This window comes from Pseudomonas sp. KH_040, assembly GCF_057839305.1.
In genome coordinates this window covers 2,406,240-2,422,797 of the sequence record NZ_CM174487.1, presented here as the reverse complement: position 1 = coordinate 2,422,797, position 16,558 = coordinate 2,406,240, and the positions used below count along the sequence as shown (strand labels likewise).

Genomic DNA, 16,558 nt, shown 5'->3' with positions numbered 1-16,558 from the left:
GGAAGGGGTGATGGTGTTTTGCAACTACTGCGCCAAGAAATTATTTCTAGTTGTAACAGGGACTTGGAAAGTCTGTGGGTTCCCCCACTCCCCGGTGACCGGGGCTTGACACCCACTGATGGGGGAAGTTCATAAATCTTTTGAGGTAATGCAAACCTCATGTAGGAGCTGCCGAAGGCTGCGATCTTTGAGATTGATCGTTCCCACGCTCTGCGTGGGAACGATCAGTCAATAGATCGCAGGCTTCGGCAGGAATGGACGAATCAGGGGACCAGTTGAAAGGCCAGACGAACGGTGGTGCCCTCACCTTCGCGGCTGTCGAGGGTCACGCCACCGCCGAAGCGCTCCATGATGCGTTTGACCAGCACCAGACCGACTCCGAGGCCGCCAGACTTGGTGGTGAAAAACGGCCGGAACGCCATGGTCCGTTGCTCTTCGTTCATGCCTTTACCCGTGTCGCTGAGCACCACGCACACGCCACGGTCTTCGCTCGGTTCCAGGCTGACGGTCAGCGTGCCGCCCTTGTCCATCGCCTCCAGCGCATTGGCCAGCAGGCTGTTGAGGATCTGTGTCAGTTGCACCGGTTGGCTGAGCACCATGGGCGTGTGCTGCGGATGAAACACCACCTGCACGCCGGCTCTGGTGATCTGCTGCTCAAACGCGACAAGACTTTCGTGCAGCGCTGCCACCAGATTCACCGGTTCCGGATCATCGTTGAGCGGACGCAGTGACTGCAGCAGCTCGCGCACCCACTTCGACATGCGATCGACCTGGCCGATGATGTCGTTGATGTTCTTCTGCGCCGGGCCGGCGTCGAACTCCAGCGCCAGTTCAGCGCTGGAACGAATCGTCGCCAACGGATTGCGCAAACTGTGCGCCACGGCGGACGACATCTCGCCCAAGGCGACAAAGGTTTCATTGGCGATAAGTTGTTTCTGCTGGGCGGCGAGCAGAATCGCCGCGCGCCGTACGATCCAGTACAGGCCCAGATAAATCAGCCCGCCACCCAGTGCAGTCGCCAGCCAGATCAGAACCAATCCGCGCTCCATGCGTGCGATCAGATCCTTGGGCTCCTTGTAGATTTCGACCATTGCTGTGACGTTCTTGCCCTCGGCGTCAAACAGCGGAATGTAGTTTTCGATGAAGATGTAGTCCGGTGGCGTGATGAATTTCTGTTCTTCACGGGCCTTGTCGACATCGTGGTAACTGGCAGAAACGGGGATTTTTTCGTTAAAGGCGCGATCGAGGTCTTCATCGGCATGAATGTTGGTACCGATCAGCGCGGGATTGGTTGACCAGATCACCTGGCGGTCGGGCGCGTAGATGTTGGCGAGAATCACGTCTGGCAGGTGTTCGATGTGATCGAGAAACTCGCCCCGAGCATCGGCCCGGGCTTGCGGACTGACGTCGGGAAAGTTCGCGTCCTGACGCGGGTCGAGCAATTCACCCATCGTGCGGATATTGGGAATGGAAACGTGACGCACCTCGGCCGAAGCGATGGCCTGTATGAACTGGGCGGTGAGCAAGGCATCGCGCTGCACGCTTTCATCAATGACAAAACGCGTCGACACCGCGCCAAGCGCGATGGCCACGGTACCGATCACCGCCATGCTGATCAGCGAAAACCAGCGCAGCAGGTTGAACGACTGCTTGCGCGAGCCCAAGCGCAGATTGCCCTCCTCGACCGGAAGCGATTTCGACTGCATGTTCATGGCGGCGAATTCCCGATACATCCCTATAGGGTTATAGCCCACGGGTGGGGGTTTGCCCGGTTGCGGGGATATCAACCCGATCTACACCTCCCAAACCCACCTCAGATCTGTGTAGGAGCTGTCGAGTGCAACGAGGCTGCGATCTTTTGATCCTGCTTTTGTGAATCAAGATCAAAAGATCGCAGCCTGCGGCAGCTCCTACAGGGGTTCTGCGTACGACGGGCCACTAAGAGCATCCCCACCGTCCCCGATTCTGGGGAATGACGCCCTTTTCCCGCTGGCCAAAAACCTGACCCTTCTGCGCGTCAAGCCCTCTACCCCGGCCCTCTCCCGCCCATCCACTACACCTTGGCATGGAAGGTGTACAGGCCCTGTGCAACTGACCCATCCCCAAGGGGCAGGTACTTTGATAGAGGGATTAACTCATGCACCCTTTACTGTCCAAAACCGCGACTGTCCTGGTCGTGAGCGCATTGGCCCAGGGCATCGCCCAGGCCGCTTTGTTTGCTGTTGATCCGGGTCCGTACACGCCGGCCAACGGCGGTTTCGCCAGTTGGTACCAGGACTCACACGGTCGCACCCTGGATCTGTGCCTGTCCAAAGCGCTCAGCTCCCGAGTACCCAGCGCCCCCGGCGCGCCGTCTTACATGTGCTCGCTGCTGCCGACCCCCGGCGTGTTCGATGACGCGCAACCGATTGTCTTCCCGACAAACTTTCCCGACGAAGCGTTCTGGTTCACCGGCGAAACGGCCCTCGTCGACGCCGCACGGGGAATTGATCTGGGCTACGTCAGCGCCATCGAAGCCGCGTTCGCTGCCGAGGAACCGGTTGAAGGCGATCAAGTCAGCTTCGCCCGTATCCGTATTCGCGTCGATGTACCGACCGCCGGCACCTATGTCATCACCCACCCGTATGGGGTCGACGTGTTCAACATCGACACCCCCGGGCGGCGCGCGATCAACATGACTCGCGACATTGGTATCGGCACGCCGAAAACCTATGACGGCGCGCTCAAGGGTGACATCGGACCGTTCCTGCGCAGCGTCAACGGTCCCTACACCGAGACCAACCCGCTGACCGGTGCCGCCGAACAATTCGTCGGCGACCCGAACCTCAACGAGGCAGTCACCGGCAGCCCGTTCAACACTAACTACGTACGCATCGAAGGCCCTAACGGCCTCGATCTGCGGACGAACGTGTTCGCCGTTTCGGGCAAGTTGTCGACGGTGGTCCGGCCTACACCATTGATCACCCAGCGCAGCACTTACTCGCGTACTGCGGGAACCAGTGCGCCGGTCGCCCAGCAGGATGTGTTCGTCCTCGCGCCGCCAGCGCCAGGCACCGTCGCCGTTACCAGCAGCACCCCGGTGCTGAACATGACCGAAGCCAACAGCACCGGCAGCTGGTACGCGCAGTCCTCGGTCAACCCGACCTTGCCAACCACCTTGCAAGTGACCGCCGACAACCACCTGGCCATCGCCAGCAGCACGCCGACCACTCTGCCCATGACCCTGACCGACCTGGTGGTGATCCAGAGCGCGCAATACAGCCTGAGCTCCGGACAACTGACCGTGGTCGCCTCGACCAGTGACGAAACCTCGCCGCCGGTACTCACCGCCACCTCCGGCAGCGGCGCCGCCATCGGCGCGCTCGGTGGCGACGGCGCGGTGAAAACCCTGGCCACCGGGATCTCGCCGATACCGCCGGCCAAGGTTCGGGTGACGTCGTCCAACGGCGGCAGCGATACCGAAGAAGTGGTCATCGTGCAATGAACGCTCACATGCCCAGATCCGCATCAGGAGGCATCATGAACAAGTGGCCACGCTTTGCGCTCAACGCGCTCGGGCTCGCTCTCTCGCTGACCGGCAGTGCCTATGCGCAACTCGCCGCCGTCGACCCCGGCCCTTACACCTTCGCCACCGGGAAATTCCCGATGTGGTATCAGGACAACAATCTGCTGTCGATGGAACTGTGCCAGTCGCGCGCCGCCAGTTCGCGCGTTGCCGCGACCACACCGCCGGCCTACATGTGCATTCTCTTGGCCGAGCCAGGCATCTACGACGATGCCCAGCCGATGATTTTCCCAGACAACTGGCCGCCGGAAGCCTTCTGGTTCCTGGCCGAAACCACGATTGCCGACAACGCTGCCGGTTATGGTGTGGACGCTTATGTCGCCGGGATCGAAGCGGCATTCGCCTCGGAAAATCCGGCGGACGGTGATCAGCAAAGCTTTGCGCGGATTCGCATCCGGGTAAACGTACCCGTTGCCGGCACCTACACCATCACGCACCCGTATGGCGTCGAGACGGTCAATGTCACCGCACCCGGGCGCCGCGCGATCAACATCACCCGCGACATCGGCATCGGCGCACCGGGCAATTTCACCGGTGCCGTCAATGGCGCCATCGGACCGTTTTTGCGCAGCGTCAACGGCCCGTACACCGAAGTAAACCCGGACACCGGCGCCACGGAAACTTTCATCGGCGACCCGAACCTCAACGAAGCGGTGACCGGCAGCCCGTTCAACACCAACTTCCTGCGCATCACCGGGCCTGCCGGGACGATCCAGTCAAGCGTGTTCAGCCTGTCCGGCAAAGTGCTCGACAACCGTCAGCAGACCCAGGTGGAAATCGACCGCGCCACCTATCGCCGCACCGCCGCTGGCGTGCGTGCCGAAGTGTTTGCCAAGGCCAGTAACAGCTCGACCCTGTGCTTCCGCGAAACCGTGGCGCTGCTGCCCGGCCCACCGCCAACGCCGTGCCAGACCAGTCTGTTGGGTGACAACAATGGTCTGTTCTTCGGCCACCGCTTGGGCACTGGCGCGGTACCTCCGGTAGTCGTCGTGACCGCCACCAACCCCGCCGGCACCACGCGTCCGACGGCCGTGTCGGCGAAGCTCACCGACGTGGTGAAAGTGCAGACCGCGCGCTACAACTGGGCCAACCATAGCTTGCTGATCGAGGCCACTTCGAGCGATGAAGTGGCGATCCCCGACATGGTTGCCCAGGGCTACGGGCGTCTGTCGAAAACCGGCACCCTGCAACGCATCACCGTCGCCGACCTGACCCAGCCACCGGCCACCGTGACAGTGAAATCTGCCGCTGGCGGTGGAGACACCGAAGCAGTCGTCGTGGTCGGCAACGCGCCAGACACCGGTGAAAACCAGGCGCCAATCACCAACGCCGACAGCGGCAGCACCAGCTTCGGCGTGCCGATCACCCTCAGTCTATTGACCAACGACAGCGATCCTGATGGTGACAATCCGCTGGGCATCACCGCGTTGACTCAACCGGCCGCCGGCCAAGGCACCGTCGCGCTCAACGGCACCACATCGGTGGTCTACACGCCGCCAGCGGTAGTCAACGCGCCACTGACCACCACCTTCACCTACAAAGCGCAGGACGCCAAAGGCCTGGCCTCGGCCAATCCAGCCACCGTAACCATCACCGTCGCACCGAACCAGGCACCGACCGCCGTCGCGGACGCTGTCGCCACGCTCGGTGTGGCAATCCCGATCAACGTGCTGGCCAACGACACCGATCCGGAAGGTAACGTGCCACTGGCCGTCAACAGCCTGACCCAACCGGCCGCCGGCCGAGGCACGGTTAGCAGCAACGGCACGGTGATCACCTACACCCCACCGGCCACCGTGACCACGGCGTTCACCACGACCTTCACCTACATCGCCCGGGACGCCTTCGGTGCCCTGTCGACGCCGGCCACAGTCACGGTGCAAGTGTCGCCACGGCCAGCAGCGGAAACGTTCGCCGTCACCGCTTCAACGGTGCAGGCACGCTCTGGCGGGCGCTTCAACTGGGACTTCACCGGCACTTCGTCAGTGACCACCGGCAACACCATCACCGTGCAGGTCACCACCCCTTCCGGGCTGGTCACCCTTGGCACCACCACGGTGCCGTTGACCGGACGCTGGCGGCTGACGCTGAACAACACGCTCGTGGTGCCATCGGCCAACCCGACCGCGACGATCCGCTCGTCCCAAGGCACCGTGCGCACGGTCTCGGTGACCACGCTCTAGGCCTGCGCCCCAGCCACTTGCGGGTGGCTGGGGCGTGCTTCGCAACCGGATAACGCCACACAGGATTTTCACCATGAACACGTCGACCGCCGCCCTGCTTTGCCTGCTCCTGCTGTGCAGCAGTGCAGGCGTGCGCGCCGACGACCTGATGGAAAACGACGACCTGGCCCCGACCAGCAGCGACCTCGGCGAACTGCCTCCACCGGTGGGTCAGCAAGCCCTGATCGACCAGCTCGGCCAGGCCAACGTCGCCCTGCTGCAACAGAACGGTCAGTCGCTGCTCGGGCAGATCGTGCAGTCGGGCAGCAATCAGGAGGCGTACATCCTGCAACAGGGCAGCGACCTGATGGCGCTGATCAACCAGAACGGTTCCGGCAACGCCGCCTCGATCACTCAGAACGGCAGCCACAACCGCGCGCAGATTTCGCAAAACGGCAACAACAACGACGCCAGCATCGAGCAGGCCGGCGCGGGGCTGCAAAGCGCCGTGACCCAGTCGGGCAACGGCATGAGCGTTTCGGTCAAGCAATATCGCTAAGCACTGCAATCATCGGAGAGTTCATCATGTTCAAACTGACGCCCCTCACCGCCGCCATCCTGGTCATGATCAGTGCCCAGGCCATGGCCGACGACAGCCTGTCCAACCAGAGCCAGGTCGGTACCGCCAACATCGCGGATGTGAAACAGACCCAAGCTCCATTCAGCACCGCCACCCAGACCCAACTGGGCCAGGGCAACGACGCCGCCGCCGTGCAAGACCACGCCAGCAGCGTGATCACCCAGGACGCGGTCGGCGACTACAACGCCGGTTACGCCGAACAGCTTTACGAAGACAACGCCACCATCACCCAGCAACAAATCGGCGCCTTCAACACCGCCCACGCCAGCCAGTCGCTGGGCTTCGGCTCACCGAACAACGCGCTGCAACAGCAGCAAGGCACTGGCAACTTCTCGTTCATCTATCAGGATTCGCAAAACGGCAGCGAAGGCAAAACCTTCCAGTTCGGCGACAGCAACGAAGCCAACATCGAGCAACTCTATGAAGGCACCGGCAACAGTTCAGTGATCACCCAGTACGGCACCGCCAACTACGGCACCGCCGAACAAGTGCTGCACAACGGCGGCCAGATCGGCATCAACCAGGCCGGCGAAGGCAACTACGCCTACGGCGACCAGCGCAATGGCACTGGCGGCAACATCACCATCAACCAGTTCGGCAACCTCAACGGCACGGAAATCTGGCAGGACGCGCAACTGGCCAGCCAGGCCACCGTCAACCAGTACGGTGACAGCAACGAAACCGTGGTCGATCAAAGCTTCGGCGAAAACAACACCGCCGCCGTCACCCAGGTCGGCAACAGCAACGCGATCTACGCCGACCAGTTCGAATCGGTCAACTCGACACTGGCGCTGTATCAGGTCGGTAACGGCAACGTGCACTTCACCTACCAGAACGGCGACAGCCACGTGCTCAACGCCACCTCCGTGGGCAACGACAACAAGGTCTACGCCAGCAACTGGAAAGGCCCACAATCCGGTGGCCAGTTCGGCAGCGGCCAGCGTGCGACTGTGACTCAGGCGGGGAATGGCAACATCGCCAGCTTCACTCAGGATGGCGTCGGGCAAGTCATGACCACGCATCAGACCGGGACTGGCAACAAGACCACGGTCAGTCAGGCTGATTCCTACAACGAGCTGTACTTTGATCAGAATGGTAGCGACAACATTCTGATCTCGGATCAGCGCGGGACAGGGAACCTGGTGCAGGGTTCTTCGAATGGCACGGGGAACAGCGCTGAGTTCGATCAATCCGGGACTGGCAACCAGGCGTATACCGCGCAGCTGTATGGCAGTGACAACATGATCACCGTGAAACAAGCGGATACGATGAACATGGCGTATGTGACCCAGGGCGGCACGGGGAACATTGCCAATGTCGATCAGAGCGGGGTCACGCAGACGGCGAATATTCAGCAGTTCGGGTCGGCTAACCAGGCGACGGTTTTGCAGCAGTAGGGGTTGGGTGTTGATGGGCCGCGATTCTCTGGTGAGGGGGGTCGCGGTTTTTTTTGCGCTGACGTTTGAGTTGCGTCCTACGGAAAACGGAACGTTTTTAGAAATTCGGGGAGTTTTCTGACAAGTTCTGGCGGTTGGCCGTCGGAAGTGCAGGCTCTAGGATTTGCCGGGACAACTTGATCCTCATGGAGCTTGGCCTACATGCAATTCATCCAGACAGCGACGACAGCGATACCGTTAACGAATAGACTTCGAGGCACCAAACCCGGAGGTTCTATGATCGACCCGTCCTTGATCGACCCACTGTGCCCGGTTGTTTCGGATCTTGATCCCGAGGAACAGGCTGCAAGTTATGACCGTTGGTTTCGGGCCGAAGTACAGGCCTCTCTCGATGATCCGCGCCCGAGTATTCCCCATGAGCAAGTGATGGAGGAAATCAACGCCTTGATGGAATCAATGCGCAAAAGCGCTGATGCAGATTAAGTGGCGACCCAAGGCTCGGGTCGAACTCTCGAAAATCCTGAAGTACATTGGCGAGCGAAATTTTGTAGCGGCGACTGCACTTCACAAGTCCGTCGTAAAAACTACATCTGCGCTTTGTTGGCATCCACACCTGTATCGCAAAGGCCGCTCTCCCGGCACTCGAGAGATTGTGGTAAGCCCGAACTATCTCGTCGTTTATCAAGTGGCGGACCAAATTGAGATTGTGAGCATCTTGCATACGCGTCAGGAGTACCCTCGACGCGACCCCGGTTAAGATCGCTTCCTCGTCTCAACACAAGAAACCGTGCTTCCCGTGGAGGTACGGTTTTTTGATCGTTCCCACGCTCTGCGTGGGAATGGCTCTCGGGACGCTCCAGTTCCAAATTGCGAATTTGATGCAGAGCGTCAGGGGCTGCATTCCTTTGCTGCGCGTGGGAACGATCTAATTAGCCATCCTTCAACTCGACGTGATCCAGCGCTTGATTCACCGCCAATTCGCCCAGCATGACGACTTGTGCGATGCCCAGTGCTGTCTTGCGCTGTGAGGTTTCCAGGGAGGCGGCGAAGTTGATGAGCATTTCGCTGGCCGAGCCGAGGGTTTCGCTGGCATTGGCTAGCAGGGATTCGGTGTTGTATCTCGGGTTGGCGAGATACATGGGTTCCGGCTCGTTGGCGCTGGACATGATGTGAGCGGTGGGGTTGAGGTAGAAATCCAGGGCGCGGTCGGCGGCTTCGTGGAGTTTTTTGCTGTCGACTGAGGCGTAGGGGGATGTGGTGTTGGTGTCTGATTCTGGGGGGTTGGGTGTTGGTTTTTTCATGGTTATTTACCCTGTATGACGGTTATAGCTGGCCCCCCATTCGGTTTCCAAGCGAATAGGTGGCAGCTGTACGCAGGTTGGAAACCCGGGACAGAGGCAACCCGGCAGACACAAGGTCTCCCACGCACAGCCGCCATAACAAAGTGCACACAGTGAGGTGCGCAAGGATACGTTATGAATGGCGCTTGTGCGCTCTGTAGTTACTCGGGTTTCCACGCCCGGTCGCTGAATTGGCAGCGACGAACACAGGCTAGAGACCGGACGTCCGACGGACAACCTGAAAACCTTGTGGGAAGGTTCCGCTGATTCAGACACTTCTTTAAACACACTTCAAATCGCAGCCCTCACCCTAGCCCTCTCCCGGAGGGAGAGGGGACTGACCGTGGTGTTTGGGAAATGTACGCCGACGTGCGATACCCCGTTGAACTCAGATTTTGAAAGGCCCAAAAATCAGCTCCCTCTCCCTCGGGAGAGGGCTGGGCGGGCGGCGTTCCGATGAGGGGCGAATCCACCACAAATCCAAAGCCGACCACGCTGTGCTCCTCACCACTCAATAGGCCGAGTGTCAGCTCGCCTGCTCTTGATCTTGATCCACGGGCGACGTCGGAAGGCTGAGTGGAGGGATTGATCCGGGCGTGGGAGCGCAGCGACCGTTTGGCGCAGCCAAACACAGCGAGAGGAGGTGCAGCGAAGCAAACCGTAGGCGCTGCGCCCGGATCGATCCCGGAGCGAAGGAACCCCGAGCTTTAGCGAGCGGGCCGGACGTAGGAGCAAGCCTTTTTGGTTACTTTTTCGGCGTCTGGAAAAAGTGACCCGCCGTAAGGGCGGAACCCTAATCAGCCGTTACCGCAGAAACGGATATGTACTCAGTCAAAAAGAACCCCGCCGCCTGACAAAAAGCCTTCGCGAGCAGGCTCGCTCCCACAGTGGGAACTGGGTACATCGGCAAGAACCTGGTCGGCCCGAAGGCCGCCACGTTCACTCCGCTTCCGGATCCACCTTGTTCTGGCTCAAATACCGATTCAACACATCATCCTGCGAAGGCACAGAAGCGTCCCCCGCCACCTGCCACAACCGCCGCTCAATCCCCTGCGCCACCATATGCCCCACCGCCGCCTCAATCGCCGACAACACACAAAGCTGCGCCGGCTCATTCGTCGTATACCCAACCTCAGCCTCAAGCAACTTCTTGAACTCGATAAACTTGAAAATCCCCGCACTGCGCGCCACCGAATAAATCGTCTTGCTGGTCATCACATTCGCCAACACCTGCCCACTGCGCACATCCACCGCACGCAAGTTCACAGTCACCTGATCCACCCGATACTCACGCTGCAAATCAATCCCCAGATACCGCGCCCCTTCCCCACCGCTACGCACATTGGTGTCATAGGCGATGATCCCGCCTTCGAGCATCATGTTCGCCGCCTGCAACGGTGGCAGCTCACCCTGAATATTCACCGGCGTATTCGGCTTCTTCTGCGACGCACGAATAATCTTGCGCTCGGTCAACAGGTTCTGCAGCCCTTCCCGCTCCAGCACCACAAACCAGCCACTGGCCTGCATCGCGTCCATCAACATCGACGCCGCGCCCTGGGTCACGCTGGTGGAAAACGAACTCGCCGGCGTCGGTTTGTACTGCCCGGTCTGATCCCGGAACCCGTACACCACCGCCATCAACCGGCCCTTGGGGCGCGGCATCTTCAGCAAGTCGTAATAAGTCGAGGCCCTTGGAGTCAGGGTCGGAGTTTCGGTGTCCTGCTCGGCCGACATCGGCTCACGCAGACTGCACCCTTGTAATGTCGCCAACAGCAGCCCTAACGCGATGATCTTTTTCATGTCCGTCACTCCCCGGAACCGTCAGCCCGTCATGGGTTGAGGCCGTTCACCTGAATTTCCGAAACCTCACCGGTCGCTCGATCGGTCACTTCAATGCTCAGTGCCCCGGAGTCGTCGATGACGTTGACGATAAAAGAGTCGGTGGACAGGCTCCCCGTGTTGCCGGTGGAGATGTTGTCCAGCAACTGCCCTAGCAGCCGCGATTGCAATTGACTGGTGAAGCGCTCCAGCGCCGACGTCCCGGCCACTGCCGAGCGGCTCTGGATGTCCGGATCGTCGTGATCGTTTTGCGCCTGAGCGTTGTTGAGCAACCAGGTACCGTTCAGCGGATTGCCGCCGAACGACGGATTGACCGGCGTGTAGACCAGTTCAGTGGCCTGGACAGCGGCAGCGCTGGCGAGCCCGATCAACAACCCCGAGATCCACAATCCGCTGCGCCGTGAGAACGTTGTGCTGTTCATAGTTCGTCCTTCTCAAGGTCGGTGGTGTCCTGCAACAGAGCCTCCAGCTTGCGCTGGACAACCTGGCGTCGAACCCAGTCGGCGGCCGCGTAGGCCTCGTCCTTCAGTTCCACGGTGTTCGGCGGCAGGAAGCGCCGATAAACCAGGCGTTGCTGATATTCCACGGTCACCAGGCTGCCCCAGCGCGCGTCGGGCCGCTCGCGCACCACCAGGTTGAAATCCATCGGGCTGGTGTCGCGCAGGCGTTCACTGAACGAGTAGTAAAAGTCGTGGCCGATGTGCGAGATCGTGTCGTCGACGATAAAGCCCATCATTTCGTCTTCCTCACCGGCCTGCGCGCAGCACGCCGCCACGGTGAGCATCAGCGCGCACCACCAGTGGCGAGTCATGGCTGCAACGCCTGTGGCAGATTCGACTGGCCTTTGGCCGGGCCATTGGTGCCGTCGAGGAAGGCCTTTTCGGCGACGAACTGCCAGTCCGAATAACGCTGCATGCCGTCGAAATCCGACCACTGCGTCGGGAAGCCCGATTGCTTCAAAGGCAGCTCGGTCGAAGGACTGTTGAGGCCGGTGATGCGTCCATCAAAACCACGTTGCAATGCCCATTCACCCTGACCGATCGGGTCTGGATAAAGCTGACGCAAATGATGTTTCGCTTCTGGAAAACGCTGATCGTCGAGCAGATCTACGAGTTCTTTCGGGTACTGCGCCAACCCTGGCGAACTGCGGTAATAACTGCGCAACGCCTGTGCGTACTGAGTGCCGACCCAGAGCAACTGGCGTTCACGATCACGGCGCGAAGCGGTCGACCACAACTCGCCGGCACTGGCCAGCCCCATGCCCATCACCACAATCAGGAACAGCACGCCCAGGTAGGTGAAGCCACCCTGCTGCGCGCGGTTACCACTCGGAATACTGGCTGCCATCACGCGCCCTCCCGGTAGCACCGCTTTTGATATCAGCCACGCCACCCGCCACACCGTCCGGTGGCGCGATCAGCACCCACTGGTCTTTGCGTTCGGTGATCGGATCGAGTGGCGCGTTGCGCAGGTAACGTTGTTCGATCAGTTGCTCGATGGAATCCGGATACCGCCCGGTGTCGCCGTAAAAGTGATCCAGCGCCTCGCGCATCGCCGACAGGCTCTGGCGCAGGGTGGTTTCCTTCGACGCTTCGAGGCTGTTGAAGTAGCGCGGCAGCGCGATGGTCATCAGCGTGGCGATGATCGCCATCACCACCATCAGCTCCAGCAAGGTAAAACCTTTTTCCCGGCGCATGAGGTTCACCACTCGCGGTAGGCGATGCCGTTGAGGCCCTTGCCCCGGGCGTGGGAGTAGACGTCGAACACGTCCTCGCCATCGCGCGGGTTCTGAGCCGAACTGTTGTAGGTGCGCACGCCCCAACCCCCTTCGTCATCACGTTTGGCCGGCACCAGCGGATCGCGCGGGATGCGGCGTAAAAAGTAGAACTTGGCGCCTTTGGCACTGCGCACATCGCGCACGCCTTCGACCAGTACTTGCAGATTCGGCGGGTAGCCGCTGCTGTTCAGCGACTTCTCGATGTAGCCGGCATCGAAGGCGCGTTTGTAGGCGTCGATGCCATCGCGAATCTGGTACAGCGCGTTGCGTAATTCCTGCTCCTTGCCACGCCGCACCAAAGTCTCGGTCAGCGGCGCGGCCATGCTCGCCAACAGGCCGATCAGGGCCAGCGTCACCACGACTTCGATCAGGCTGAAACCGCGTTGGCAGGCGTTCATGATCAAGGCTTCTCGACGGTGACATGGGTGGTGGCCACGGCCGACTCACCGACTGCACGCGGCTGCGCGGCAGGCGATGGCATCACGTAACTCTGCGAACGATCCGGTGCCTGGATGTGCATGCTGGTTTCGGTACCAGTGGAGAACTCCATGTCCGACGGGCTCTGGTACGGCAGGTTGCGCACGATCCGTGGGGTGATCGACAGCACCAGTTCGGATTTGCCGACGGTGTCCTTGTTGCTGCCGAACAGCCGGCCAATCCCTGGGATATCGCCGAGGCCCGGAATCTTGTTGCCGGTGGCGCCGTGGTCGTTGCGCATCAGGCCAGCGAGGATCTGCGTTTCGCCGTCATGCAAACGCAGCGAGGTTTGCGCGTTACGGGTGTCGACCTGCACCGGGATCGTGCCCTGCCGGGTCGGCTCCAGCGGCGTGGCGTTACTCACTTCGAGAGCAATCTTGATCGCCACTTCGTTGTTCAGGTGCACGGTCGGCTGCACTTCGAGCTTCAGACCGACGTCGAGGTAGGTGACGCTCTCAGTGATCACTGGGCCTTGCGTCGACGGCACCGAAGTCGCGCTGATGATCGGCACGCGCTGACCGATGTGGATCCGCGCCTGCTCACGGTTGCTCACACGAATCACCGGGCTGGCGAGGGTGTTGATGTCATTGTCCTGGGCGTTGATCTTGGCTTGCGGCGACGGCGAGATCGAAATCCGGCTGGAATTGATGCCTTTCAGTTGATCAAGCAGAGTCACCGCCGAACCGTCGCTGTTGACCACGCCGAAGGTGTTCGGCCATTGCAGCCCTAGGTCGAGAATGCGCTGGGTGGCGACTTCCATCACTTCCACCTCCAGCACCACTTCCGGGTTGGACTGATCTTGCGACTGCAGCAGTTTCTCGGCCATGCGCACGGCGTCTTCGGTGTCGCGCATGGTCAGGGTGTTGAGGCGTTCGTCGACGAACACGTCGCGGGTCTTGAGCATGGTTTTGACCATGTTCAGCGCGGTGTTGGCGTCGATGCTGGTCAGGTAGAACGTGCGCATCACCAGTTCCTGGTAATCCTTCACTTTCTGTGGCGAGTCCGGGTAGATGAGCAAGGTGTTTTCGTTCACCACTTTCTGGTGCAACTGGTTCTGTTGCAGCAGCAGGGTCACGGCGTCTTCGATGCGCACGTCACGCACGAAGATCGTCGCTTTCATGTCCGGGCGCAGGTCTTTGTCGAAGATGAAGTTCAGTCCGGCGACCTGCGACAGCACTTCGAAAATGGTCTTCAGGTTGGCGTCGCGAAACTCCAGAGTCACCGGCCGATCAAGCTTGGTGCGCAGTTGCGGATAAGCAATCACGTTGCGGCTCTGCACCAGACGAATGTTGCCTTGCAGCGCCAGCGCGCCTTCGTTATTCGGGTCGAGTTCGAGGATCTGTTTGACCTGCCGATCAGCACCGTAGATGTCACCGCGACGCAGGTCGCCACGGGCCAGTTCGAGTTTCTCGTCCATGCTGCGCAGGTAGTCCATCTGCTTCAGGGCATCCTGAGCGCGGCGGTTGTTCGGCTCGATGGTCAGCGCGCGGTTGTAGGCCACCCGCGCCGAGGCGAAATCGCGGCGCGAACGGTCGGTGTCGCCGGTCGTCAGCAACGCGGTGATGGCCTTGGCCCGACCGCTGTTGAGCAGCAAGTGCAGCTCGGTGTCCCGTGGGTTTTCGCGCAGACCTTCCTCGACACGGGCCAGCCCCGCTTCGTACTGACCCTGTTCAATCAGGTCGGCGGCTTCCTTGTTGGCCACTTGTGCAGAACTGCACGCGGCCAGCCCGGCACACAGGCCCAGGCTCATCAGCAAACGGGAACGGTTCATTGCGTACTCCCCACAGACAGGGTCTGCGACAAATGCAAGGGCAGGTAGACCAGACTCAGTTCCAGATCGGAAATGCCGGTGATCTTCCAGGTGTCGTCGATCACATCCCCATTGCGCACGACGTAGATCTTTTCGCCGTTCTGCAAAAACACTTGCAGGTCGCTGCGGTCATGCAGCCTGCCGACGAACTGAAACGGCACCGGTGGCAGGCTCGGGGCTTGCACCACTGTTGCTGGATTGATGGCCATTTCGGTGACCGTGGCCAGAGTCGGCGCGGCCTTCCAGGATTTGGCGGCAAACAGGTCGCCGGCCGGGCTCAAATCCTTGATCGGGGCGTCTTTGGCCTTGGCGGTGCTGGCCGGCAGCGCGCCACGGGTTTTCCCCGGCGTAGCGACGGCCACTTCGTTGGAATCGGCGTCTTCGCTTGGCGAGAAATATTCCGGCAACCACGCCAGCGCGGCCGCTACGCCGAAGAATGCCAACCAACCTGTCACGCGCTTGGTATTCATCACGACCTCGACAGGTAAAGGGTCATACGGATCCGGCCGTTGAGGTCGGTGTCGCCAATCTTTTTGCGTTGCAACTCGAGGTCTTCCACCACCACCGCCGGCAACTGCCCGAGCAAGGCGTGCAGGAAGCGGCGCAGTTGCGGGTAGCTGCCGCGCACTGGCAGGAGAATCTGATAGCGCGCCAGATGGGTTTTCGGGTCGACGCCGAGGGCATATTCACCGCGCGCCAGGGTGATGTGCTCCTGGGCTGCAAGGGCGTAGATGCGGTCGATGGCGACGGTGGCTTGCGGCTGCGCCGGCAGTTTGTTGCGGAAGTCGTCGAGCTGACGCTGTGGCACCACCGGTGGCGCGATGCTGCCGTCCTCAACCTTGGCCAAGTACGCGGTGGCTTCCTGAGTCTGCAGGCTCAGGTGCTGCAATGATTGCCAACCCGGCAGCAAACCACCGAGTGCCCAAGCCACGGCGATCAGCAGCAGCGCCAGCCCGGCCAGGCCCGGAACACCGAGACCTTGCAGGTATTCGTGGACGATCAGTCTAGGGATTCGCATCGCCAATCTCCCAAGTCGCCGACAGGTTGAATTGCACCGGTTGTTCCGGCGATTTGACGACAATTTCGTGGCTGAGCAGCGACACGTCCGACAGCTCGTCGCTGGCTTCCAGACGTTTGTGGAAGTCGAGCATCGCTTGCAGATCTCGCGCTTCGGCGCTGATGCGTACCTGACCTTTACGGGCATCCGGGGTCAGGGTCAGCAGCGCGACGTCATCGCGCGGCATCGCTTCGAGCATGGCGAACAGGCGTTCCCATGGCCGGCGCAGTTGCTGCGAGACCTTGCGCATCTCGGCGAGGTTTGCCGCTTGCTCGCGGGTTTCCGCCGGGCTCAGGGTGGACTTGGCGCCGCTGTCGCCGGTGAGCTGACGCTGGGTGGTTTGCAGGTGGCCTTGTTGCTGTTCGGTGTGCGCGCCGAGGTGCTGTTGCACGCCGAAGCACAGCAGCGCCAGCAGCACACCGCCACCGAGCAAACTCCAACCCAATGGGCCGGAACGTGGCCGTGGCTGAAAATCGAGGTTAAGGGCGCGCATG

At 60.9% G+C, this 16,558-nt stretch carries 18 protein-coding genes; 6 read left to right on the top strand and 12 right to left on the bottom strand.

Going from position 1 to position 16,558, the window contains the following annotated elements:
- Window positions 1–263 precede the first annotated feature (263 nt).
- Window positions 264–1,712 (bottom strand): sensor histidine kinase, encoded by a 1,449-nt coding sequence (locus AC3IUF_RS10875; RefSeq protein WP_489281014.1) that lies wholly within the window; start codon window positions 1,710–1,712, stop codon window positions 264–266.
- A 425-nt stretch (window positions 1,713–2,137) separates the two neighbouring features.
- On the opposite strand from AC3IUF_RS10875, the gene AC3IUF_RS10870 reads away from it, so the two are divergent.
- The 6 genes from AC3IUF_RS10870 (at window position 2,138) to AC3IUF_RS10845 (ending at window position 8,521) form a co-directional block, all read left to right on the top strand.
- Complete coding sequence (locus AC3IUF_RS10870; protein ID WP_095111631.1) at window positions 2,138–3,484, top strand: hypothetical protein; 1,347 nt, start codon at window positions 2,138–2,140, stop codon at window positions 3,482–3,484.
- A gap of 35 nt (window positions 3,485–3,519) precedes the next feature.
- A complete protein-coding gene (locus AC3IUF_RS10865; RefSeq protein WP_489281013.1) occupies window positions 3,520–5,748 on the top strand; it encodes an Ig-like domain-containing protein in 2,229 nt (742 codons plus the stop codon).
- A gap of 73 nt (window positions 5,749–5,821) precedes the next feature.
- Window positions 5,822–6,286, top strand: coding sequence for a curlin (locus AC3IUF_RS10860; protein WP_414915452.1), 465 nt, complete (start codon window positions 5,822–5,824; stop codon window positions 6,284–6,286).
- A 26-nt stretch (window positions 6,287–6,312) separates the two neighbouring features.
- Entirely contained in the window at window positions 6,313–7,764 is a 1,452-nt protein-coding gene (locus tag AC3IUF_RS10855) for a curlin (protein WP_489281012.1), read from the top strand.
- Between the two features lie 276 nt (window positions 7,765–8,040).
- Entirely contained in the window at window positions 8,041–8,247 is a 207-nt protein-coding gene (gene relB / locus AC3IUF_RS10850) for a type II toxin-antitoxin system RelB family antitoxin (RefSeq protein WP_034152589.1), read from the top strand.
- Window positions 8,237–8,521, top strand: coding sequence for a type II toxin-antitoxin system RelE/ParE family toxin (locus AC3IUF_RS10845; RefSeq protein WP_080761993.1), 285 nt, complete (start codon window positions 8,237–8,239; stop codon window positions 8,519–8,521). Before relB ends, AC3IUF_RS10845 begins: the two co-directional genes overlap by 11 nt.
- A 172-nt stretch (window positions 8,522–8,693) precedes the next feature.
- Here the strand turns inward: AC3IUF_RS10845 and AC3IUF_RS10840 are convergent, their stop codons facing one another.
- From AC3IUF_RS10840 to AC3IUF_RS10790, 11 genes are all read right to left on the bottom strand, one after another.
- Entirely contained in the window at window positions 8,694–9,065 is a 372-nt protein-coding gene (locus AC3IUF_RS10840; protein ID WP_038364897.1) for a DUF6124 family protein, read from the bottom strand.
- Window positions 9,066–10,043: 978 nt separating this feature from the next.
- The gene (locus tag AC3IUF_RS10835) at window positions 10,044–10,904 is read right to left on the bottom strand and encodes a CsgG/HfaB family protein (RefSeq protein WP_095124770.1); all 861 of its coding nucleotides are present in this window, start codon (window positions 10,902–10,904) and stop codon (window positions 10,044–10,046) included.
- A 29-nt stretch (window positions 10,905–10,933) separates the two neighbouring features.
- Window positions 10,934–11,365: a curli assembly protein CsgF gene (locus AC3IUF_RS10830; protein ID WP_007919401.1), complete on the bottom strand. Its 432-nt coding sequence runs from the start codon at window positions 11,363–11,365 to the stop codon at window positions 10,934–10,936.
- Window positions 11,362–11,754: a curli production assembly/transport protein CsgE gene (gene csgE, locus AC3IUF_RS10825; RefSeq protein WP_095111636.1), complete on the bottom strand. Its 393-nt coding sequence runs from the start codon at window positions 11,752–11,754 to the stop codon at window positions 11,362–11,364. Before csgE ends, AC3IUF_RS10830 begins: the two co-directional genes overlap by 4 nt.
- Entirely contained in the window at window positions 11,751–12,290 is a 540-nt protein-coding gene (locus AC3IUF_RS10820) for a type II secretion system protein (RefSeq protein WP_102902832.1), read from the bottom strand. Before AC3IUF_RS10820 ends, csgE begins: the two co-directional genes overlap by 4 nt.
- Window positions 12,265–12,639 (bottom strand): type II secretion system protein, encoded by a 375-nt coding sequence (locus tag AC3IUF_RS10815; protein WP_007919395.1) that lies wholly within the window; start codon window positions 12,637–12,639, stop codon window positions 12,265–12,267. Before AC3IUF_RS10815 ends, AC3IUF_RS10820 begins: the two co-directional genes overlap by 26 nt.
- 5 nt (window positions 12,640–12,644) lie before the next feature.
- Window positions 12,645–13,118, bottom strand: coding sequence for a type II secretion system protein (locus AC3IUF_RS10810; protein WP_489281011.1), 474 nt, complete (start codon window positions 13,116–13,118; stop codon window positions 12,645–12,647).
- A 2-nt stretch (window positions 13,119–13,120) separates the two neighbouring features.
- Entirely contained in the window at window positions 13,121–14,968 is a 1,848-nt protein-coding gene (locus AC3IUF_RS10805; protein WP_414915450.1) for a secretin N-terminal domain-containing protein, read from the bottom strand.
- Window positions 14,965–15,477 (bottom strand): hypothetical protein, encoded by a 513-nt coding sequence (locus AC3IUF_RS10800; protein ID WP_095047573.1) that lies wholly within the window; start codon window positions 15,475–15,477, stop codon window positions 14,965–14,967. The genes AC3IUF_RS10805 and AC3IUF_RS10800 overlap by 4 nt, the downstream gene beginning before the upstream one ends.
- Window positions 15,477–16,025, bottom strand: coding sequence for a GspMb/PilO family protein (locus AC3IUF_RS10795; RefSeq protein WP_095111640.1), 549 nt, complete (start codon window positions 16,023–16,025; stop codon window positions 15,477–15,479). Before AC3IUF_RS10795 ends, AC3IUF_RS10800 begins: the two co-directional genes overlap by 1 nt.
- Entirely contained in the window at window positions 16,012–16,557 is a 546-nt protein-coding gene (locus tag AC3IUF_RS10790; RefSeq protein ID WP_463542771.1) for a PilN domain-containing protein, read from the bottom strand. The genes AC3IUF_RS10795 and AC3IUF_RS10790 overlap by 14 nt, the downstream gene beginning before the upstream one ends.
- Window position 16,558: the final 1 nt, after the last annotated feature.